Source organism: Mesorhizobium sp. M0768, from assembly GCF_040320195.1.
Lineage (GTDB): Bacteria > Pseudomonadota > Alphaproteobacteria > Rhizobiales > Rhizobiaceae > Mesorhizobium.
On record NZ_JAMYPD010000008.1, the window covers coordinates 198,277 to 220,456 of the forward strand.

General features: G+C 63.9%; 13 protein-coding genes. 7 read left to right on the top strand and 6 right to left on the bottom strand.

The window, feature by feature from the left end:
* Positions 1 to 48 precede the first annotated feature (48 nt).
* Complete coding sequence (locus NKI08_RS13980) at positions 49 to 813, bottom strand: hypothetical protein (protein WP_352770133.1); 765 nt, start codon at positions 811 to 813, stop codon at positions 49 to 51.
* A gap of 60 nt (positions 814 to 873) precedes the next feature.
* Positions 874 to 1,749: a hypothetical protein gene (locus NKI08_RS13985; protein WP_352770136.1), complete on the bottom strand. Its 876-nt coding sequence runs from the start codon at positions 1,747 to 1,749 to the stop codon at positions 874 to 876.
* A gap of 152 nt (positions 1,750 to 1,901) precedes the next feature.
* On the opposite strand from NKI08_RS13985, the gene NKI08_RS13990 reads away from it, so the two are divergent.
* The 6 genes from NKI08_RS13990 to NKI08_RS14015 are packed head-to-tail and all read left to right on the top strand — an operon-like array spanning position 1,902 to position 7,850.
* Positions 1,902 to 2,528: a DUF4129 domain-containing protein gene (locus NKI08_RS13990; RefSeq protein ID WP_352770139.1), complete on the top strand. Its 627-nt coding sequence runs from the start codon at positions 1,902 to 1,904 to the stop codon at positions 2,526 to 2,528.
* Positions 2,525 to 3,724, top strand: a complete 1,200-nt coding sequence (locus NKI08_RS13995; RefSeq protein ID WP_352682106.1) for a DUF4350 domain-containing protein — start codon at positions 2,525 to 2,527, stop codon at positions 3,722 to 3,724. The genes NKI08_RS13990 and NKI08_RS13995 overlap by 4 nt, the downstream gene beginning before the upstream one ends.
* Positions 3,711 to 4,667, top strand: coding sequence for an AAA family ATPase (locus NKI08_RS14000; protein WP_352449246.1), 957 nt, complete (start codon positions 3,711 to 3,713; stop codon positions 4,665 to 4,667). The genes NKI08_RS13995 and NKI08_RS14000 overlap by 14 nt, the downstream gene beginning before the upstream one ends.
* The gene (locus tag NKI08_RS14005; RefSeq protein WP_352770142.1) at positions 4,664 to 5,971 is read left to right on the top strand and encodes a DUF58 domain-containing protein; all 1,308 of its coding nucleotides are present in this window, start codon (positions 4,664 to 4,666) and stop codon (positions 5,969 to 5,971) included. The genes NKI08_RS14000 and NKI08_RS14005 overlap by 4 nt, the downstream gene beginning before the upstream one ends.
* On the top strand, positions 5,968 to 7,029 hold the full coding sequence (locus NKI08_RS14010; RefSeq protein ID WP_352770145.1) for a stage II sporulation protein M: 1,062 nt from the start codon (positions 5,968 to 5,970) through the stop codon (positions 7,027 to 7,029). Before NKI08_RS14005 ends, NKI08_RS14010 begins: the two co-directional genes overlap by 4 nt.
* A 32-nt stretch (positions 7,030 to 7,061) precedes the next feature.
* Positions 7,062 to 7,850 (top strand): RDD family protein, encoded by a 789-nt coding sequence (locus tag NKI08_RS14015; protein WP_352770148.1) that lies wholly within the window; start codon positions 7,062 to 7,064, stop codon positions 7,848 to 7,850.
* A 270-nt stretch (positions 7,851 to 8,120) separates the two neighbouring features.
* Here NKI08_RS14015 and NKI08_RS14020 read toward each other — a convergent pair whose 3' ends face one another.
* On the bottom strand, positions 8,121 to 8,807 hold the full coding sequence (locus tag NKI08_RS14020) for a D-lyxose/D-mannose family sugar isomerase (protein ID WP_023674428.1): 687 nt from the start codon (positions 8,805 to 8,807) through the stop codon (positions 8,121 to 8,123).
* A gap of 245 nt (positions 8,808 to 9,052) precedes the next feature.
* Here NKI08_RS14020 and NKI08_RS14025 point away from each other — a divergent pair, with 245 nt between their 5' ends.
* A complete protein-coding gene (locus tag NKI08_RS14025; protein WP_352770152.1) occupies positions 9,053 to 10,111 on the top strand; it encodes a D-TA family PLP-dependent enzyme in 1,059 nt (352 codons plus the stop codon).
* A gap of 226 nt (positions 10,112 to 10,337) precedes the next feature.
* On the opposite strand, the gene NKI08_RS14030 is transcribed toward NKI08_RS14025, so the two are convergent.
* The 3 genes from NKI08_RS14030 to NKI08_RS14040 form a co-directional block, all read right to left on the bottom strand.
* Positions 10,338 to 11,090 (bottom strand): heme ABC transporter permease, encoded by a 753-nt coding sequence (locus NKI08_RS14030; protein WP_352449240.1) that lies wholly within the window; start codon positions 11,088 to 11,090, stop codon positions 10,338 to 10,340.
* A gap of 347 nt (positions 11,091 to 11,437) precedes the next feature.
* A complete protein-coding gene (locus tag NKI08_RS14035; protein ID WP_352770155.1) occupies positions 11,438 to 13,207 on the bottom strand; it encodes a glucan ABC transporter ATP-binding protein/ permease in 1,770 nt (589 codons plus the stop codon).
* A 365-nt stretch (positions 13,208 to 13,572) separates the two neighbouring features.
* A complete protein-coding gene (locus NKI08_RS14040) occupies positions 13,573 to 22,143 on the bottom strand; it encodes a glycoside hydrolase family 94 protein (protein WP_352770157.1) in 8,571 nt (2,856 codons plus the stop codon).
* Positions 22,144 to 22,180 lie beyond the last annotated feature (37 nt).

Here is a 22,180-nt window from a genome sequence, read left to right on the forward strand (position 1 = left end):
GAGCGCAACGCGAGAGCCGAGCCGTCGATGAAAAGCCTCCACCCGTCCTCAGGAGAAGATTTCCGCCAAGTCTTCGACGCTGGTGCCTTCCTTGACTTGACGCAGCTCGACATAGCTGACGGCGATGGCAACGGAAAACACGACTTGCTCGACCGCGCGCGCCAGAGCGTCCAGGAAGAACACGAGCGGAATGCCTAAGTGGGATAGGACGCGGCCCAACGTGAAATTTGTTGCGACCAAAGCTACGAACAGGGGGAACCAGAGACTGAGCAGAGACCAACGGCTGCCCTTGGAAAGATCGCGGCTGCGGCCCAAACTCGCGAATACCCCCAGTTTTTCCTGAATCAGAACCGGTATCGCTACAACCCAGAGAACCAACAACAAAAATCCCGGAACGACGAGCAGCACGAGGCCGACTGTGAAGCCAATGTTGACAATCAGCGAAATGCCGATTGCCGGCAGCAGGAGTGCCACGGCCGTCCCGATGCAATCACGCATCGACGGCCGCTTGCCGCTCAAATCCTCGATGGCAGCGCGCGTCAAAGCCACCTCCAGCAAGGACATGAGGACAATATAGCCGATCGCGCCAACCACCGTGAGCGCGACCCGTTGAACCGAGAATTCCGGGCCGCCATGCTCGACATTCGTAACGGTATTCCTGAACCAGAGCGCAAATACGAATCTCGGCAGGGCGGAGAAAATCAAGGCAAGCCCTAGGCAAAGAACGGGATTGCGTCCGATGACGGCAAAGCTGTCGTTGAAAACCCTGCCGATGCGAAATTTGTCGGGCTGTTCCAGCGTTATTGACGCCACGATATTACCTATCCAGTCCAGACCGATCCTGACGCGATGAAGGCAGCAAATCCCTTGCCGCTACGAGAAGATTTCCGCCAAGTCTTCGACGCTGGTGCCTTCCTTGATTTGTCTCAGCTCGACATAGCTAACGGCGATGGCAACCGATATTACCGTCGACACGACCGTTGACACAACGGCGCTTCCAATCGCGCCCACAATCAGGCCAACGGTCGAGAGGCTGCCGGTAAGGGCGAAAGCCAATCCAAACACCAAAGCGAATGCCATTTGGAAGGCAATCGCCACCAAGAACAGAATCAGCAAAAGGCCGAATAGTGACCAGCGGCTGCCCTTCGTCAGGGCGCGGCTCCGCGACATCGAGCCAAACACGCTAAGGCGCTCCTGGATCAGCACGGGTACGGAAACCGATATACCAAGCAACCACATGATGCCGGGAACAAGCAGCATCACGAACGCGATGATCGTCCCGAAGATCGGGATAATCAGCCCTGCGACGGCAATCGCAACAACCCCGAGGACCATGACGAAAAAGACCACCAGCCCGATCCCAAGCGTCGGGAATATGCAGCGTAAAGCTATTTGGATGCAGTCACCGATTGCCGGGCGCTTGCTGTTCAAGTCTTCTATCGTCGCCCTCACCAGTGATGATTGAAACAACAAAGCCAGCACAAGATATATCAAGCCAAAAGCCACCGATATTAACGAGTTGCGTAGAATCGCCGAGGGATCGGCAACAGCCAGAGTTTCGGGACTAGCAATATTGATGTTGGCAAAATTGCTGTAATTCCAAAGGTTAAGCACCAGTGCCGGAAGGGCGGAAAAAAGAGCCGCTAGTCCGACCAACAGACCCGGATTGCGGCCGATAACCGCAAAACTGTTGCTGAAAACCCTGCCGATGCGAAACTTGTCCGACCGTTCCAATGTCGTTGAAACCATGATGCGTCCCCCGCTTAATCACCGCATATCGGCTGGTGATCCCCGCATTAAATGTGCCAACATTGGAGGTCGACGTCTAGTCCACTTGCAATTGTCTTGCCGCATTGCCAGTGTCGGCTGGGGAACCACAGGTTGCAGGGGAGAGGGTGGCGGTGGCACAGCCAGGCACAGCGGAAGCCGAACGGCTGACCAATCTGCACAAGCAGCTGATCGCCGATGAGTCGATCCAGTTCGACCTGCCGGCCTATGTGCCGCCGAAGCCGGCCGAATGGCTGAAACCGCTACAGGATTTTTTGTCGTGGCTCGGTCCCTACATGATCTATCTGTTCTGGGGGGCGGTGATATCGGGCGTCGCAATCATCCTGCTTCTGGTCTTCCTTGAGGTGAAAGGCATCGCCTGGCGGCTGCCGTGGCAGCGCGCCCGACCCGAAGTCGAAGACGAAGAAGCCTGGCGCCCCGACGCCGGCGCCGCGCAGATCCTGCTGTCGCAAGCGGATGCGCTGGCCGCACGCGGCGACTATGACGAGGCGGTTCACCTTTTGCTTCGGCGCAGCGTCGCCGATATTGCCGGCCGGCTGCCGGACTTCCTGCGCCCGTCGCTCACCGCGCGCGACATCGCCAATGCCCCTTCCCTGCCGGGAAGGGCGCGCCATGCGTTTACCGAGATCGCCCGCATTGTCGAGGCGGCGCTGTTCGCGCGCCGGCCGGTCGGCGCGGAAGGCTGGCGGCAGGCGCGCGGCGCCTATGAACGTTTCGCCTTCCGGGATGCCTGGACGTGAGCGCACCGGCGGTCGAGGCACAGGAGCCGTTCAATCGAAAGACACTGTTTTGGGGGATTTTCGCCAGCCTCCTTGCGGCAGCCGGTTTCTTCCTGCTGTCCACCTATGCTCCCGATTTCCGGCAACCCGGCAATGGCGGCGCCACGCCGCTGTCGAAAAGCGGCGTCGGCTACGCCGGCCTGGCGGAATGGCTGCGGCTCACCGGCGAAGCGCCCTTGATGGCGCGGACCGAAGACGATCTTGCCAGAGATATACTGCTGATCGTCACCATCTCGCCCGACAGCGATCCGGAGGCGCTTGACCGCATTCTTGAGCTTCGCGATGACCGCGAGACTCTCTTCGTGCTGCCCAAATGGCAGACCTTGCCCCTCCAGCAGCATGAGGGATGGAAGATGAAAATCGAGCGTTTGCCCGACACCGTAGTCAACAATTGGCTCGGCCGGATCGCCAAGGCCAAGCTCGGTGTCGGCAGGAGCACGGTCGAGCAACTCGAGATCCGGGGCCATCTCGTCGCCGCGCCGCAAGACATGCAATGGGTTGCCGACGATCACCCGATCATTGCGGCAGGCAGCGGCAAGGCCGTCCTCGTCGAATTCCAAGACAAACCCTTTTTCATCCTGACCGACCCCGACCTAATCAACAATTCCGCGCTTGGAGATGCCGACAAGGCGGCCGCGGCGCGCGACCTGATCCAATGGCTGCGGCCTGGCAAGGGTCTGGTCATGTTCGATCTGACACTGCACGGCGGGGCGCGGAAATATGACCTCGCCAAGCTTCTGGTCGAGCCGCCGTTCCTGGCGCTGACACTGACGATCCTGATCGCTGCGGCGCTGGCGTTCCTGCATGGCCTTGGCCGGTTCGGCCCGCCGCGTATCGACCAGCGCGCGATTGCCTTCGGCAAGCGTGCGCTGGTCGATACGACGGCGATGCTCATGCGGCGTGCCGGCCGGCTGGACGAACTGGGAGGCCGCTATGCGGCCTTGATGCGGGTACGCGCCGGCGCGCTGCTCGGGGCACCGCAAGGGTTGCAAGGCAAAGCGCTCGACCACTGGCTCGACTCTCGCGATAAGGAGCAAGCCGGCGGCTTCACGACGCGCTCGCAAGCGGCCGGCGAGGCGAAGAATCTGACACAGATGCAACAGGCAGCAGAACGGCTGCATGACTGGACGGCAAGGAGGCTCGGTGAACGTCGATGATGTGAAGGCCCTGGCGACACGGATCAGGGAAGAAGTGGCCAAGGCGATCACCGGGCAGCACGATACGGTCGACCTGATGCTGACCGCCTTGTTTGCGGGCGGGCATATCCTGCTGGAAGGTCCTCCGGGCACGGCCAAGACCATGACCGCGCGCTGCTTCGCCCAGGCGCTTGGGATCGCCTACGGGCGGATCCAGTTCACGCCGGACCTGATGCCCGGCGATATCGTCGGGTCGAACATCTACAACTTCCAGACCGGGCAGTTCACGCTGACGCGCGGCCCGATCTTCTGCGATCTCCTGCTTGCCGACGAAATCAACCGCACGCCGCCCAAGACGCAGGCCGCACTGCTCGAGGCGATGCAGGAGCATGCGGTCACCTTCGACGGCACCACGCATTCGCTCGGCCGCAATTTCATGGTCGTCGCGACCCAGAATCCGATCGAGCACCAGGGCGTCTATCCGCTGCCGGAGGCGCAGCTCGACCGCTTCCTGTTCAAGCACCGCGTCAGCTATCCCGGCCCCGAGGAAGAACGAGCCATCATCGTCCATCATGGCGGCGGCTCCGCCTCGCACGACATCGCGCAATATGGCATCGAGGCGCAGACGGACCGCGAGACGCTGCAGGAGGCCCTTGAAGTCGTCGGCTCCGTCACCCTTGTCGACGATGTCGTCGGCTACATAGCGGCGCTGGTTCGGGCTACGCGCGAAAATGCCGATCTGGAGGTCGGGGCCAGTCCGCGCGCCGGCGCCATGCTGGCGCGGGCGGCGCGTGCCCGGGCGGCGCTGGACGGACGCGCCTATGTGATCCCCGACGATGTCAAGGCGCTGGCGGTGCCGGCGCTGCGTCATCGCGTCATCCTTTCGCCTGCCGCACAGATCGATGGCCGGCTGGTCGAGCAGATCGTCTCCGACCTGGTCGACCAGACGGAAGCACCACGTTGATCTATCCCAGCGGCCGAGCGGTATGGGCAGCTGCGGCCGGCGCGGTGCCGGCCTTCCTGGTCGCGCTGGCATTGCCGTCGTTCTGGTATCTGGGATTGCTGTGGAGTTGCCTGCTGCTTGCCTTCCTGGCGGTGGATGCCGCGGCCGGACGCGGACGGGCATCGCTGAATGCCAGCATCGATGCGCCGCAGCAAGCCGGTGTCGGCGGCGAGTTCAGCGTGCAAATCACCGCCCGTCACTCGGGGCCGTGCGCCGCGGAGGCTCGCGTCGGCCACGATGCACGTCTGGCGCCGGTGAGCGGCAGCGGCGGCGCCTTGCAGCCGACCGCCGGAGGCGGGTCGCTCTTCCTCCGCTTCCAGGCGCTGCGGCGCGGCGTCGCCAGCTTCGACCGTCTCTGGGTGCGCTGGCGCGGGCCGTTCGGGCTGGTCTGGAACCAGGTCGTGCTGCCGGTGGAAAGCAAGGTTGCCGTGCTGCCCGACGTCAGCAGCGCTCGCGGCGAGGCGATCACGCTGCTGCAACATGCGGCGCTTGCCGAAGGCCATGCGCAGCGCCGCGCCGGTCAAGGCCGCGAGTTCGACGCGCTCAAGGATTACCAGCCGGGCATGGGCCGGCGGATGATCGACTGGAAGCGCAGCGCCCGCCACGGCAAGCTGTTGGCGCGCGAGTTCCGCATCGAGGAGAACAACAACATCGTGCTGGCCATCGACAGCGGACGCCTGATGTGCGAACCGGTCGACGGTGTGCCGAAGGTGGACCGGGCGGTGACGGCCGCCCTGCTGTCGGCATTCATCGCGCTGAAGGGCGGTGACATGGTCAGCCTGTTCGGCTTCGATGCAAGGCCGCGCGTTTCGAGCGGCGCCGTTCGCGGCCCCGCCAGCTTTGCGATGATCCAGAAACGGGCCGCCGAGATCGACTACTCCAGCGAGGAGACCAATTTCACGCTGGCATTGACGACGCTGGCGGCGCGGCTCGACCGCCGCTCGCTGGTCATCATCTTCACCGATTTCGTCGATCCGATCAGTGCGGAATTGATGCTGAGCACCGTGGGCCGGCTCACCGAACGGCATCTCGTGCTGTTCATGATGATGAAGGACACCGAACTGGAGGGCCTGGCCGACCTGCCGCCACGCTCCGGCGAGGATGTTGCCCGCGCGGTCGTTGCCGGAGGGCTCTTGCGCGAAAGGCAGGTCGTCATCGGCCGGCTGCGCCTGCTTGGGGCGCATGTGATCGAAGCCGACCACAACCGGCTCGGTCCGGCGCTGGTCGAGCGCTATCTGCAGTTCAAGCAGGAGGATTTGCTGTGACGGCGCCGGTACGCGGCAATGCGGAGCGCGGCGACGCGGTACGCCAGTCGCTGGCCAGCTTCCGCCGCGAGCGCGAGGCCGACTGGAAGGCATTCGAGGCGCTGCTGGCGCGTGTCGAGAAGCGTGCGCCGCGGACGCTTTCCGAAGAGGAGCTGCTGTCGCTGCCGCTGCTCTATCGATCGGCGCTGTCTTCCCTGTCGGTGGCGCGCGCGACATCGCTCGACAATGCGCTGGTCGGCTATCTCGAAGCGCTGTCGCTGCGCGGTTATTTCTATCTCTACGGCGCGCGCCGCGGGCTGCGGCAGCGCCTCGCCGATTTCTTCCTGCATGACTGGCCCGAAGCCATTCGCGACCTGTGGCGCGAGACATTGGCGTCGGTCGCGCTGATGGTGATCGGCATTGGTGCAGGCGCCTGGCTGGTGGCATCCGACAAGAGCTGGTTCGACGCGATCATCCCGCCCGGCCTCGCAGGAGGCCGCGGCCCCGACACCTCGGCCGAACTGCTGCGAGGCATGCTTTATGATGGCGACAATGGCTTTCTCTCAGGCTTTGCCGCCTATCTGTTCACGCACAACGTCCAGGTCGCAATCCTGGCCTTCGCCCTTGGCTTCGCCTTCGCGGTGCCGACGGTGCTGCTGATGCTGTACAACGGCTGCATGATCGGGGCGTTATTCCAAGTCTATTGGTCCAAGGGGCTTGGCATGGAGCTCGGCGGCTGGCTGGCCATCCACGGCACAACCGAATTGTTCGCAATCTCTTTGGCCGGCGCGGCGGGCATGCGCATCGGCACCAGCATCGCCTTTCCCGGCGAATTGACACGCATGGCGGCAGCGGCTCGCGCCGGACGCATCGCCGCGAATGCCATGGTCGGGGTCGGTCATGCTGCTGTTTGCCGGGCTGCTCGAGGGCATTGGCAGGCAGACCATCACCAGCGACGTCACGCGCTACGGCATTGGCGGGGGCATGCTGGTGCTGTGGATCGGTTATTTCTACCTGTTCCGGGCGGTGCGGCATGGCGATCGTTAAACGCGCCGCCTTCGCGGCTGTACGGCCGCTGATCACGCCCGAAGGCGTCGATCTCCGGATAAAGTTGGCCGACGCCGGCACGCGGGCCTCCGCCTTCCTGCTCGACATCGTGTTCATCGCCGCGGCGGCAATCGTGATCACGATCGTCGCGCTGTTCGGGGTGGGAGGCCTTGGCAGCGAGGGATTTCAGCCGCTCTTCGTCGTCTGGATCATCCTGATCTTCTTTCTGCGCAACGCCTACTTCATCGTCTTCGAAGCGGGCCGGCGCGCGGCTACGCCCGGCAAGCGGATCGTCGGCATCCGGGTCGCGTCGCGCAGCGGAGACGGCCTGTCGATCGACCAGGTCATCGCCCGCAACCTGATGCGCGAGATCGAGGTGTTCCTGCCGCTGTCGATCATCGTTGGACGCAGCGGGACCGACCTCGCCGACACGCTGACGACGGTGTTCGGACTGGTGTGGACGCTGCTGTTTGCCTTGTTCCCGCTGTTCAATCGCGACCGCATGCGGATCGGTGATCTGTTGGCGGGGACCTGGGTGGTAGAGGCGCCGAAGCGCGCCTTGCTTGAAGACCTGTCGGCACGACAGGATCCGGCGGCCGGCGCCTTCCGGTTCAGCCACGCCCAGCTCGATGCCTACGGGATTGCCGAACTCCACAAGCTGGAGGAGGTGCTGCGCCGCGATGACTATTTCGCCCTGCGGACAGTGGCCGAAACGATCGGACGCAAGATCGGCGCGGCATCCCAAGCCCATGACGCACGCGCGTTCCTGACGGCTTACTACGGCGAGCTACGGGCGCATCTCGAACGCAAGCTGCTGCTCGGCAACCGCAGGGCCGACAAGCATGCGCGGTAGCAGTTGCCGAACAGGTGCAGCTAGCGAGAAGCATCGGTGCTGCCCCTCATCCGCCTGCCGGCACCTTCTCCCCGTATAGTGACGGGGAGAAGGGAGATAGACGCAATGTCGACCACTATTCCGCAACGCTGCCAGTTTGCGAAACCATCTGCGATAGCGTCTTTCTCCCCGTCACTATACGGGGAGAAATGCCCGGCAGGGCAATGAGGGGCGGCGCCGACGAACCTGATGAGCCCCTCTCATGAGCCCCGGTTCAAATGCCACCCTCCCCTATCCCACCCACTTCTCATAATCGGACACCAGCAGATGCAGCGGTGCTGTGTCCTCGTCAATGTCCGCGAAGCGGCCGATTGGTTCGCGAAAGACATTGTCGGTGAGATCGTCGTTGACGGTCGAAACCTCGCCGATCAGCACGTCCTTGCCCTCCGCCCAGAAGGCGTGCCAGACGCCCGGCAGCAGCGTCACGCTCTGGCCTGGGTCGAGTTTCAGCAGCCCACCCGCAGGCAGCCTGTGGATGGTTCCGTCGACAGGGACCGATACTTCGGCCTTCGGATCGATGCCGCCATCGCGATCATGCATGAACAGCTCCAGCACCAGCTTGCCGCCGCCGCGGTTGATGATGTCCTCGGCCTTGATGTTGTGGCGGTGCATCGGCGACAGCTGATCCTTGCGCGAGATCATGATCTTTTCGGCATAAAGCATGCCCATGCCCTTCTTCATGTCCTCGTAGCGGCCGTTGCGAACGGTGAACAGGAACAGGCCGAGCTCGTCGAATTTCTCCTGGCCGTAGTCGGTGATGTCCCAGCCAAGCCGCGACGAGAAGATTGCCGACGAATCCTGCCGGCGCGCCTTCATCTCTTCCGGCGACCAGTAGGCGAAGGGCGGCATGATGTAGCCGAACGAGCGGATGAAGGCGTCGGCGTCGCGGATGATATCGTTGATGGCGGAGCGTTTCATGATCGTGGTTCCTTCCCGTCGCTTTGCGAGCGCTAGAACGGTTCATCGTTTCACGGAACGCCGAACCGCTCTATCTTTCTTTGGACGCAATTCCGGACGGAAAACCGTTTCACACTTTTCCTGGGATTGCTCAAACCGCAATAGCCGAACGTCCATCCGGTGTCGATGCAAACTGCTGTCGCTGGCCCCATGACATGCGGTCCGATCAGGGCCATAAGGTCAACCAATTTTCCAATGGTGAGACCATGCGCAGCATAGACGACCTCGATACGCCGGCGATCCTGATCGATGCCGGCCGCGCCGAAGCCAATATCGCGCGGGCGCAGGCCCATGCCGACAGCCATGGGCTGAAGCTCCGGCCGCACATCAAGACCCACAAACTGCCCTACTGGGCAAAGAAGCAGATCGCGGCCGGCGCCGTCGGCATCACCTGCCAGAAGATCGGCGAGGCCGAGGTCATGGCCGACGCCGGACTGACCGACATCTTTCTGCCCTACAATATCCTCGGGCGGGCCAAGCTGGAGCGCCTCAAGGCGCTGCACGGCCGCGTAACCCTGTCGGTGACAACGGACAGCATGGACACGCTGATGGGGCTTGCCGCCACCTTTACCGATCCCGGCCACCGCCTGCCGGTGCTGGTCGAATGCGACACCGGCATGGGCCGCCGCGGTGTGCAGTCGGCCGGCGAGGCAGTCGCGCTGGCGAGCGAGATCAACAAGGTCCGGGGGCTCGTCTTCGGCGGCTTGATGACCTACCCGGGGGCCGGCCGCGCCGCCGAGACCGAGGCGTGGCTGGCCGAAGCGCAGCAAGCACTTGCCGCAGCCGGCCTTGCTTGCGAGCGCATCTCCAGCGGCGGCACACCCGATATGTGGCGTTCCGGCGAGCATAGCGTCGTTACCGAATACCGGCCCGGCACCTACATCTATCTCGACCGCTACCAGGTCGCCAAAGGCGTCGGCAGCCTCGACGATTGCGCACTGACGGTGCTGTCGACGGTGGTCAGCCACCCAACGCCGACACGCGCCATCCTCGACGCCGGCAGCAAGGCGCTCTCCAGCGACACACTGGGGCTCGCCGATTTCGGTGAGCTGCTGGGCATTTCAGGCGCAAGGGTGACCAGCCTCAGCGAAGAGCACGGCAACGTCACGCTGTCAGGCGGCGCCGAGCTTCGCATCGGCGAGCGCGTGCGCGTCGTGCCCGACCATTGCTGCGTCGTCACCAACCTGTTCGACGAGGTGCATCTGATCGAAGGCGACAAGGTGCTGGAAACGCTGCCGGTGGCAGCACGCGGGCGGATGGGGTGAGTCCAGCTGGAGCGCGTGCGCTTCAGGTACAAAATCCTTCAAACGCTGGAGGGACAGCACCCCCCCTCTGGCCTGCCGGCCATCTTCCCCTCAAAGGGGGAGATCGGTAGCTTCGCCTCTCTTTCAACATTCGCGATTGGCGAAACGATACGTGACATTCAATCTCCCCCCTTGAGGGGGAGATGTCCGGCAGGACAGAGGGGGGCGCGAAGGAACTCGACGGCGGTCAGTTAGCCTGCCTTGCCGCGACGCGCCGCATCGAAATGACTCGGCGGCGGAGGATTTCCGTGCGCATCGCCGCTAGGTGCAGCGCGAAGAAAAGCACGGTGAAGCCGAGTGCCATCACCAGCAATGGCCACAACAGGCTTGGGTCGATGGTCGGGCCGCCGAGCCGGAACACCGACGCCGGCTGATGCAGTGTGTTCCACCAGTCGACCGAAAATTTGATGATCGGAATGTTGATGAAGCCGACCAGGGTGATGATGGCGGCGGCCCACGCGGCGCGCCCGGCATCGTCGAGCGCGCGGGTCAGCGCGATGATGCCGAGATACATCAGGAACAGGATGAAGACCGAGGTCAACCGCGCGTCCCATACCCACCAGGTGCCCCACATCGGCTTGCCCCAGATCGAACCGGTGATCAGTGCAAGGGCGGTGAAGACGGCGCCGATGGGTGCCGCCGATTTCAGCGCCACGTCGGCCAGCGGATGGCGCCAGACCAGCGTGCCCAGTGCCGAGACCGCCATCAGCGTGTAGCACATCATGGCGAGCCAGGCGAAAGGCACGTGGATATACATGATGCGAACGGTGATGCCTTGCTGGAAGTCCTCGGGCGCCGCGAAGCTCATGTAGAGGCCGACAGCGAGGATGATGGCGGCAACGCTCGCCAGCCACGGCACGACCTTGTCGGCCAGCCCGACGAACCGCGTCGGGTTGGCAAGGTCCATCCAGCCGGAGAGGCGTGAAGTCGTGTCGCTCATGCCGCCTTACATAGACCGCCGGCGGAGTTGCGGCAACCGCAGCGGCGGTACGGCGTCTCCCGTTCTCCCCGTGAACGGCGGGGCAATCGCATTTGGATTCTTACGAAGATGGACCCCCTACCCTAACCCTCCCCACAAGGGGGAGGGAACGCTGCCGCATGCCCTTACTTCCCCTTTTGGCGCCGAAAGGCAGGCAAATTTGCCGAGGTCAGCGCCAACGGAAGTCTCCCTCCCCCTTGTGGGGAGGGGTTAGGGGTGGGGGTACATCGTAGAGCGAAAGCCTCGGCTTTCCACCTGCGATAGCCCGCCTTCCACTGTGGATCTCACAAGGGGAGAAGGGAAAGCGTTCAGGCGGCTTCGTTCACCGGACGGCTGAGGCGGCGGACCTCCTCGTCGTTGAGCAGGCCGCCGGCGCGCAGCAGGCTGGCGAAGCGACCGTTGCGCAGCGACAGTTCGGTGAACCCGCCCATCTCGACCACCCGGCCCTTGTCCATGAACACGACCAGATCGGCGTCGCGAACGGTGGTCAGGCGGTGGGCAATGATGAAGGTGGTGCGGCCGCGCCGCAATTCGTCGATGGCGTCCTTGACGCGGTCTTCCGTCTCGACGTCGAGCGCGCTGGTCGCCTCGTCGAGAACCAGGATGGGCGCGTCCTTCAGCACGGCGCGGGCGATCGCGATGCGCTGGCGCTCGCCACCGGACAGCTGTCCGCCGCGTTCGCCGACGACCGTGTCGTAGCCCTCGCACTTTGACAGGATGAAATCCTGCGCGGCGGCGGCATTGGCAGCGGCATGGACCTCGTCATAGGTCGCCTCCGCGCGGCCGACGCGAATGTTGTCCTCGATCGAGCGGTTGAGCAGGCCGGCATCCTGGAAGACGGTGGCGATCGAATGGCGCAGCGACTTGCGGGTCACCGTGCGGGTGTCGATGCCGTCGATCAGGATACGGCCGCTGGACGGGGTGAAGACGCGCTGCAGAAGGTTGATGAGCGTCGTCTTGCCGGCGCCCGTCGGGCCGACGATGGCGACGGTCTGGCCGGCCTGGACCTCGAACGACGCGTCGTCGACGCCCTGCCCGGAATTACCGAACTCGAAGCAGACATTCTCGAAACGCACATGACCCGTGACGTTGACGAGATCGCGCAGCCCGTCGGGCTCGGCGGCGTCGGATGCAGAGTCCTCGAGATGATAGAATTCCTCGAGCTTGGCGCGCGCCTCGGAAATCTGGTTGGCGAAGGCCGACATCTGGTCGAGCCGGGCAATCAGCAGCGTGGCAAAGCCGGTAAAGGCGATGACGTCGCCGATGCGCAACTGGCCGTGCGTCACCAGATAGGCGCCGATCAAGAGCACCACCATCATCGAAATCGTCGACGACAGGCGGTGCAGCGCGTTGGCCATCGCCCACCAGTCGAGCACCGGATTCTGTGCGTCGAGCAGGTTCTTGACGTAGCACTTCAGCGCCTCGGTCTCATGGCCGATGCGGTTGTAGCTCTGCAGGACGGCGACGTTGCTGACCGAGTCGGTCACATGCGCAAATACCTTGTGGTAGTGCCGCTCCACGGCCGCCTGGCCTTCCTTGGTGCGCCGCATCACCAGCCGTCCGATGCCCACGTAGAGCGCGCCAAGCGCCAGCAGCACCATCGACATGCGGATATCCATGCTGAGCGCGGTGGGCACCAGCAGGACCAACGCAACCGCCGTCGACAGATGCTGCCGCATGAATTCCAGCCAGAGGCTGAACAAGGTCTCGACCGCCCGCAGGAGCGTGTGCAGGGAATTGGAGGTGCCGCGCTGATGATGCCAGGCAAGCGGCATGGTGATCACGCGCTCGAACGACTGGCAAAGAACCTCGCTGCGCCGCTGGTGGGCAAAGCGGTCGGCGCCGCGCGCCACCAGCACGAAGGCGATGATGTTGAACGCGCCGAGACCGGCCCACATTGCGAGCGTCGCGAATACCGAGCCGCGGTCCGAAATGGCATCGATCACCCGGCCGAACATGATCGGCTCGAGAATGGCGATAATGGCAAGTGCGACATTCGCCCCGCAGATAAACGCAACGCGTTTCCTGTCGGCAGCGAGATAGCCAAGGGCTCGCCAGTAGATTTGCAGAAGTGACACTTCAGCTACTCCGCCAATTATTTATGGTGCAGTGCGTCATTTTTTTGACTCGTATCGGTTGACGCGTCGCAAAACAATGCTCGTCTAGCTCTTCCGTTCCCATTCCGCGAACAAAAGATGACGACGCTTCGAAATTTGCCGTGATCGTCTAACAGTTTGAGATAAAAGGTGAAATGTCAGCGTTGCGGCAAAATCATGGCAGCTGGAAAGCACTGCCACAATTTTAATCAGCAAGACCCTGGGCACAACGTCTAAAGTCGTGTGCAGGCATTCAGCAAGGTCAAACGCAAATATAACCGGTAGAGGCACTTGGAGCGCCCGTGCGTGCCCTGGGAAACGCTAAGCGACGCTCCAAGCCCTTGAATCTAGGCCGGTATTCTGACGACCACCTCGGCACTATCTCCGGCTTTTGGCTCGAAGGACGAAGATTTGGTCTTCGTGCCATTCACTTCAAGTGAGATGGCCCGGGCCTTTTTGTCGCGGACGACGCGTACCTTGATCTCGGCGCCCAGCATCTTCAGAGTTGCCGAATAGCCGTCCCAATGGCTGGGAAGTCTCGGCGTGAACTGGAGGCGCTGTCCGCGGCGCTCTATGCCGAGAATGCTCTCGACCGCGGCGCGATAAAGCCAGCCCGCCGACCCGGTATACCAGGTCCAGCCGCCGCGGCCGCCCTTGTCTTGCCCGGAATAAACATCGGCCGCGACGACATAAGGTTCCACGCGGTAGCGCTCCGCCGCGGCTTCATCGAGAGCATGGTAGACCGGATTGAGCATTGAAAGGCAGCGGTAGGCATCGTCGGTGCGGCCCATCTCGGCCAGCGCAATGACGAACCATGTCGCCGCGTGCGTGTATTGGCCGCCGTTTTCACGGACCCCCGGCGGATAGCTCTTGATGTAGCCCGGGTCCTTTTCCGTCTTCGAGAAGGGCGGGGTGAACAGTTTGACGATGTTGAGGTCGTCGTCGACGAGCGCTTTCATCGCCTGCGCCATTGCCGTGGTCGACCGCGCCGGGTCGCCCTCGCCCGAAAGCACGCTCCAGGACTGGGCGATCGAATCGATCTTGCACTCGTCCGACTTGCGCGAGCCGAGCGGCGTGCCGTCGTCGAAGCTGCCGCGCCGATACCACTCGCCATCCCAGGCGGTGCTTTCCAGCGCCCGCTTCAGCACCTCGGCGTGCTTCGTCCAGGCCTGCACGCGCTTGGCATCGCGCTCCGCCTTGGCGACAGCGGCAAAGTCGCCCAGCGTCTTCAGCAGGAACCAGCCCAGCCACACGCTCTCGCCCTTGCCGTGCTCGCCGACGCGGTTCATGCCGTCGTTCCAGTCGCCGCCGAGGATCAGCGGCAGCCCGGCTGGGCTGCTGCGCTTGACGGCAAGATCGAGCGCCCGCGCGCAATGGTCGTAGAGCGAGGCTGTCTTCTTCGAGATTTCCGGGATGAAGAAAGCATCGTGCTCGCCTTCGCCCAGCGCCTGCCCTTCGATGAAGGGCAGTTGCTCCTTCAGGATCGCGGTGTCGCCGGTCACCAGCAGGTAGCGGGCCGTGGCGTGGGCCAGCCAGACCACGTCGTCCGAGATCATGGTGCGGACGCCGGCCTCGGTGCGCGGCAGCCACCAATGCTGCACGTCGCCTTCGGGGAATTGCCGCCGCGCCGCATTGAGGATCTGATCACGCGCCAGCTTGGGGTCATGCGCCAGCAAAGCCAAGGTATCCTGCAACTGATCGCGGAAGCCGAAGGCACCGCTCGCCTGATAGAACGCCGAGCGGGCACGGATGCGGCAGGCCAGGCTCTGATAGGGCAGCCAGTGATTGACCATGGCGTCGAGTGCCTTGTCCGGCGTCTCGACCTGGATGGTGTCGAGAAAGCCGCGCCATGTGCGCTCGTTGTCGGCCAGCCGCTGATCGAAATCCCTGGAGCGATGGGTCTGCACCAGCGCGCTGGCCGCCTCGGGCGAGGCCGCGTCGCCGAGCAGCCAGAGCAGCGTGACGTCGCCGCCGGCAGCGATGTCGATGTCGCGTGCGATGGCCGCGCAGGGATCGTCGCCGGCCTCGACCCGGCCGGACAGGCCGGCGCCGCTCAGCACGGCATGCGGAAACTCGCTCGTGCCTTGCCTGCCGATGAACTCGCCGCGATCGGCGGTGACCGAATGCACAGCACCGTCGGCGGCCAGAAAGGCGATCCGCTCGCCGAAATCGAGCCCATAGGGATTTTGCGCCAGCAATGCGCCGGTTGCGGCATCCCTCGACGGAACGATGCTTGCAGCGGTGCGCGAGCGATGGCCGCCAAGAACCCATTCCGCATAGGCGTAGACGCGCAGCCGCATCGGCACCGAACCCGAATTCTGGATGCGCAGCCGCGATATCTTCACCGGATCGACGGGATCGACGACATGGGTCAGGTCCATCGACAGCGGCCCGCGTTTTGAGCGGAACGTCGAAAAACCCTGCCCGTGCCAGGTTTCGTAGGTCATTGTCGGATCACGCACCACGGCAGCCATTGGCGAGAACGCCCTGCCACTGGCGTGATCGTAGATGTAGATGCCCTCGCCCGGCCGGTTGGTGACCGGATCGTTCGACCATGGCGTCAACTGATAGTCGCGGCTGTTGCGGCTCCAGGTGAAGGCAGCGCCTTCAGCCGAAATATGGAACCCGAACGATGGGTTGGAGATGACGTTGATCCACGGCTGCGGCGTCGTGCGCCGGCCGGCAAGACGCACGACGTAGTGGCGTCCGCCGCCGTCGAAGCCGCCGAACCCGTTCCATTGCTCGAGCCCGCTGCCGTCGACGCGGCCCTCGATCAGTGCCTGAGCGGCCGATGCTTGCGACGTCGGCACCGGCAAGGACGGCTCGCGAAGCGCTGCAAGGTCTGCCGGCTGGAGGGCGGCGTCCCGCGCCTGCAGTGCCGCGGCCTCGGCACGCTCGATCTGGTCGAAGATGGTGCCGTTGCGCGTATGCAGCACCACCCGAGCGACGGCGAGCAAGGTCCGGTAGGTCGTTTCCTCCATCAGATCGCGGCGCACCGCGAAGATGTGCTGGCGGGGTCCGAGTTCCTTGCCGCGCAACCGGCTGTTTTCGCACAGCGTCTCCACCGCGCGCTGCAGGTCCTGCACGTAGGATGACGCCTGCTCGTTGACGACGACAAAGTCGATCATCATGCCGCGGGCGCGCATGTATTCCTGGAAGCGAAGCGCCTGGGCGACGATCTCCAGATCGGCGACATCGGCGATCCTGACCAGGAAAATCGGAAAATCGCCGGATATGCTGGTCGGCCACAGGCTGGACTGCCTGCCGAGCCCGGAGACGATGGATTCGCCCGGAAGGCGCAGGAACGGATCGGGATAGATCAGATAGCGCGCCAGCTTCTGCACATTGGCGGCGTCGGACAGGCTGAGGCCAAGGTGCCGGGTCTGCACCTGCGAGCGCGTCCAGGCGAGCATCGCCTGGCGGGCGAAGCTTTCGGGATGGTCGAGCCGTGCGACGGCGGCATCCAATTCGGCGCGATGGGTACCGACGACGGTCCAGAACGTCAGCGAAATCTTCTTGTTGGCCGGCACGCGCACCTGCCGGCGAAGCGATGCGATCGGATCCAGGGTGAAACCGGAATGGCCGCCAAGCTTGGCGCCGGGATCAAAGGCCGCCGCTTCGGTGATGGTGCGGCCGCGGCCGATGAAGGCGCGCCTGTCGGTTTCCGCCTCGGCGTCTCGCGCCGATCCAGACGGGTCGGTGACGAAATGCACCATGGTGACGTCGGGTTCGTCCTTTTCGCGCTTGCGCCTGGTGGCGAAGATCGCGCCGTTGTTCGGCGCGATTTCGGTTTCCACGAACATCTTCGAAAAAGCCGGATGGGCATTATCCGAGGGCTCGGAGCCCAGCACCAGTTCGGCAAACGAGGTTACTTCGATATGCCGGTCGGCGGGGCCATCATTGTGGAGCGTCACCCGTCGGCCCTCACCATTGCCTTCCGAGATGACGATGCACTCGACTTCCGAACGCAGCGATCCAATCGATTTGACGAAGCTCGCCTTGTCGTCGGAGAACAGCGTCTGCGCACGCTCGCCGGCGGCGCGCTTCGGCTCGGCGGTGGCCGACCACCAGTCGCCGCTGCTGGCGTCGCGCAGGAAAATATAGGAACCAAGGCGGTCCTCGGTCGGATCCGGCTGCCAGCGCGTGACGGCAAGTTCGCCCCAGCGGCTGTAGCCGGAGCCGGTGGCGGTCACCATGACCGAATAGCGGCCATTGGACATGACACTGGTCGAGCGGAGCGCCCTGAGCGGATCGAGCACGATGCGGGTATCCGGGCTTTCCAGCTCGGTCTCGTCCTTCGAGCGCTCGTCGGCCTCGGTCCGGACGGTCGCAGTCGGGATGTCGCGCGGCGCCCGTTCCTGCAGCAGCAATTCGGCCGACTCGATCACCGGGTCGCTGTGGAAGCGGTCGCGCAGGCGCCCTTCGAAGATCGCATCGGCAACTGCGGCAATCGACATGCCGGAGTGGTGGGCCATGTAGTTGAGCACGACGGCGTGGTCGGTGCCCTCGGGGACGCGTTGCGGCGTGAAATCCACCGCATCGTAAAAACCGTGCCGGCCAAGTGCGCCCAGCCGCCTCAGCCTGGCCAGGTTCTGCACGGATTCATGCGGCGTGAACTGCGCTGCCAGCACGGTCGCGTAAGGCGCGATCACCGTGTTTTGGCCAAGGCCGCGCTTCAGGCCGAGCCCGGGCACGCCGAAATTGGTGTACTGGTAGGTCAGTTCACGGTCGCGGGCGTTGTAGGCCGCTTCCGAAATCCCCCAGGGAACGTTCTTCGAACGGCCATACTGGATCTGGCGCTTGATGATGAGCTTGCTGGTCTGGTTGAGAATGCTGCCTTGCGGCTCCTTCATCACCAGCGGCGGCATCAGATATTCGAACATCGAGCCGGACCAGGACATCAGTGCGCCCTGGAAGCCGATCTCGACGATCGGCCGGCCGAGCCGGAACCAGTGCTCGGTCGGCAAATCGCCCTTGGCGATGGCGAACAGGCTGGTCAGCCGCGCCTCGGACGCCAAAAGGTCGTAGCAGCTTTCGTCGAGCTGATGCTCCTCGACCCGGTAACCGATCGACAAGAGCTTGCGTTCGGGCCGCATCAGGAACGAGAAATCCATCTCGAAGGCGAAACGGCGCGTGCGTTCGCGCAAGGTTAGAAGCTTGGCCCGCAATGCCGCGACGGCGTTTTCGTCGCTGTGCGCGTCGTGCACATGCGCCTCGCAGGTGGCCTCGAGCCTGGCCGCCCAATCGGCGATGGTGTCGCTCTGGGTCGACGCGGCCTCGGTGTGGATGGCTGTCGCGAGCTTGCGTATCTCGCCGGCCAGGACGGCCAGGTTGATGGTACGGATCGACGCCATCTCCGGCTGCGCCTTGATCAATTCGACCGCCCGCCGCATGCCGTCGAGACGGTCGGCGAGCCGCTGGCGCAAGGGCCGCAATTGACGCCGGTCGTCGGGCAGTTCCTCAAGGCTTTCGTCGAGGATGGTGACGGTGTCGAGGATGCCTTCGAAGTCGCCCTGCACATGCACCGACGGCGCTTCGGCCCATTCGGCGCAAGCTGCGGCCACAGCCACCAGATGGCCGGCGAGATTGCCGCTGTCGACTGCAGAAATGTAAAGCGGATAGAGCGGCTTCAGGGTCGTCGTGTCATACCAGTTGAAGAGATGGCCGCGGTCGCGCGGCATGCTCTCGATGGTCGACATGGTCGCGTCGATGCGGTTGACGGCGTCGGAGAGGCTGATCCAGCCGAAATCGCGTGCCGAAATCACCGACAGCAGGTAGACGCCGATATTGGTCGGCGAGGTGCGGGGCGCCACCACGGGGGCCGGGCTTTCCTGGAAATTATCCGGCGGCAGATGGTGATGCTCGGCCGTCACGAAGGTCTCGAAATAGTGCCATGTACGCCGCGCCACGGTGCGCAGCGCGTGGATGTCGGCGGCCGATATGCGCAGGCGGTCCTCGGTTTCGGCCGAACGGCTGATCCAGCAGGCGATGGCGGGCGAGCCGATCCAGAACAAGGCAAAGAAGAAGGCGACGAAGGCGCCGGTGGAATCGGCCAGCACCGGCACGGCGAGGCCGACGACGCCTATGATCACCGCGCCGTACATGATGCTGTAGTAGGAGCCCAGATCGTTGTCGCCGCCCTTGTGTGCCTGCGAGGCGGTGCGCCATTCGAGCAGGTTCTGGCGGCTGACGAACAGGCGGTAGAGCGTGCGGATGATCGCGTCGCCCATCATCCAGGCAAGATGCGCCATCAGCACGATCTTCAGCGCCACCAGAGCGGTGCCGAAGGCAACGTCGCGTGCCAGTGCCGAGAAATGGCCGCGCGGCGTCTGATCGCCGCTCTTCGGCAGGATGGCGTTGACGATGTCGAAAGTGGGCGCCATGAACAGCGTAAGGATCAGCAGCGCCTGCCATTGCGCGGCCTGCGTGAAGGGCAGCAGCGTCCAGCCGGCGATCGCGGCCATCACCCAGAAGATCGGCGTCACTGAGCGGCGCAGATTGTCCACCATCTTCCAGCGCGACAGCGCCGGCACGTTTGAGCGTGGGCCGAGGATGAAGCCCAGAAGCTGCCAGTCGCCGCGTGCCCAGCGATGGTGGCGCGACGCGTCGACCGAGTAGCGGGTCGGATAGTCCTCGACCAGTTCGACGTCGGTGACCAAGGCCGAGCGCGCCAGGGCGCCTTCGAGCAGATCATGGCTGAGGATGGTGTTTTCCTCGATGCGACCCTTCAGCGCCGCCTCGAAGGCGTCGACATGGTAAAGACCCTTGCCGGTGAAGGAACCGTCGCCGAAGATGTCCTGGTAGAGGTCCGACACGGCAAAGACGTACGGGTCGAGCCCGCGATTGGCGGAAAAGACACGCTGAAAGAACGACGCCTCGTCGCCACTGGTCAGCGACGCGGTGATGCGCGGCTGCAGGATGGAATAACCTGCCGTAACCTGGCGCCGTGCGACATCGAAATGCGGACGGTTGAGCGGGTGGCAAAGCTTGCCGGCCAGCGCAGCGACGGCGTCGCGGGTGGTGCGGGTGTCGGCGTCCAGCGTCATCACGTGGACGACGCTCTCCGGCAATGGCACTTCCAACGGCAGGAAGGTGGTGTCGCTGTCTCCGCGCAGCAGAAGGTTCAATTCGTGCAGCTTGCCGCGCTTGCGCTCCCAGCCCATCCAGACGCCTTGCGACGCGTTGTAGAGCCGGCGCCGATGCAGCAGATAAAAGCGCGGCGCCCCTTCCGAGGGATAGCGGGCGTTCAGCCTGGCGATTTCGGCGCGGGCGAATTCGAGGATTTCGACATCCGCCGTATCGATCTCGGTCTTGGAGTCCGGCCAGTCGGAAAGCAGCGCGAAATAGACTTCGCCCGCCGTGTTGGCGAGGTGATGCACCTCGATGTTGCGGATGTTCTCCTCGACATCGTCGCGCGAGCCGATCAGCGACGGCACCACCACCAGCGTGCGCGCCTCGGGCGGCACACCGTGCCTGAAATCATAGCCGATGAGACGCGTCGGCTTCAAAAACAGCGAGACGACGGTGTTGAAGAACGCGAGCGCGCCTTCGCTGGCCGGCACCGCGAACAGGGCCAGCATCAGGACGATCGACGGCACCGACAGGCCGAGATTGGCAAGCGCATTGCCGGAAACGACCAGAAGCAGGACCGTCAGCGCAAACACCGGCACGACAATGCCCAGCCATCCGGTCTTGCGGAAGGTCCGGTTGAGCGTCTTGCCGATGGTCGGCCGGTAGCCGATCGACCGCTCGAGCTCCTGCCGGCGCGGGCCGACCAGAAAGAAGCCGACGTCGGTGTGAGCGATCGGACCGGTTTCGGAGCCCGGTGCAGCGGCAGCATGGCCGGCGAGCTCGATCGCCCTTTCGGCAACGCGAAATTCGGAGAGATCGGAACGGCGCGCCAGCTCCTCGATCGCAGTCCGGTACTGGTCGCGGGAAAAGAAATCGAGCGCGGCGAAATCGGTGCGTTCGCGCAGCAAGGTGTCGATGCGGCTGACGCCCTCGAACCACACCGTCCAGTCGATGTCGTTGATCAGGCGCAGGCCGCGGATGATGTTGCCGGTGGTCACGTTGCCGCTGGACAGCGTGTGGTGCTCGCTGAGGATGATCTCCTCGGCGTCGGAGCCGGTCCTTTCCAGCTCGCCCTCCAGCCATTCCAGCGCCCTGCCGGCATTTTGCGAGCCGTCACGCAGCCGGTAGAGCAACTGGGTGGCGAAGGTGGTGTCCTGCGCATGGGCGCTGTAGTGGGAAAGTATCGCCTGCCGGTCGGCGCTGTCGTCCGTCGCCAGCACACGGTCGGCGACCTCGTTGGCGATCTGGCGCAGTTCCCGCGTGCGATTGACGCGGACCGCGATCCGGCGAAGGTTCTCGATCAGGACGAAGCGCAGCAGCGACGGCAGCGCCCATAATTCGCCGATCTTCAGCGGCTCGACGGACTGGAAGCCTTCGACGATCGCCTTGAACATGGCCGACGAGACGGAACTGTCGGAATGCGCGACATAGGTCCACGCGACCGCCAGGGCGCGCGGCACGCTGGATCCATCCGACAGTTTCAGCGTCGGCAACTGGCGGTAGAAGCGGCGCGGCAGGTCGCGCTTGACCTGAAAAATGGTCTCCTCGACCAGGTAGTTGTTATCGAGCAGCCACTGCGCCGCGGGCGTGATCGTTTCGCCCCTCGCCTGGGCAGCGTTGGTGGAACGGTAGACATCGAGAATTTTCCTGGCGCTGTCGCGGATGCGCGCCTGAAAATCGAAAGGCGTCAGACCGAACAAATCCTTGGCATCGCCATTGGCAAGGGCTGCGCCCAAAGCGCGCAGCCGATCTTCCGGCAGGAAATTGGAGCGTATCGGCTCGTCGGTGACAGCCGGGAAGCTGGCGCTCGTCTTTTCGATCTGTGCGAGATTGGTCTGGATATTCATCTAAGGTTCCGTGTTGGGGACGCAGTGCGGCGTCACC

Excerpts from the sequence above, each read along its gene's own strand:
- NKI08_RS13985 (WP_352770136.1), bottom strand. The coding sequence starts at position 1,749 with ATGGTTTCAACGACATTGGAACGGTCGGACAAGTTTCGCATCGGCAGG.
- NKI08_RS14020 (WP_023674428.1), bottom strand. The coding sequence starts at position 8,807 with ATGAAACGCTCCGCCATCAACGATATCATCCGCGACGCCGACGCCTTC.
- NKI08_RS14025 (WP_352770152.1), top strand. The coding sequence starts at position 9,053 with ATGCGCAGCATAGACGACCTCGATACGCCGGCGATCCTGATCGATGCC.
- NKI08_RS14030 (WP_352449240.1), bottom strand. The coding sequence starts at position 11,090 with ATGAGCGACACGACTTCACGCCTCTCCGGCTGGATGGACCTTGCCAAC.
- NKI08_RS14040 (WP_352770157.1), bottom strand. The coding sequence starts at position 22,143 with ATGAATATCCAGACCAATCTCGCACAGATCGAAAAGACGAGCGCCAGC.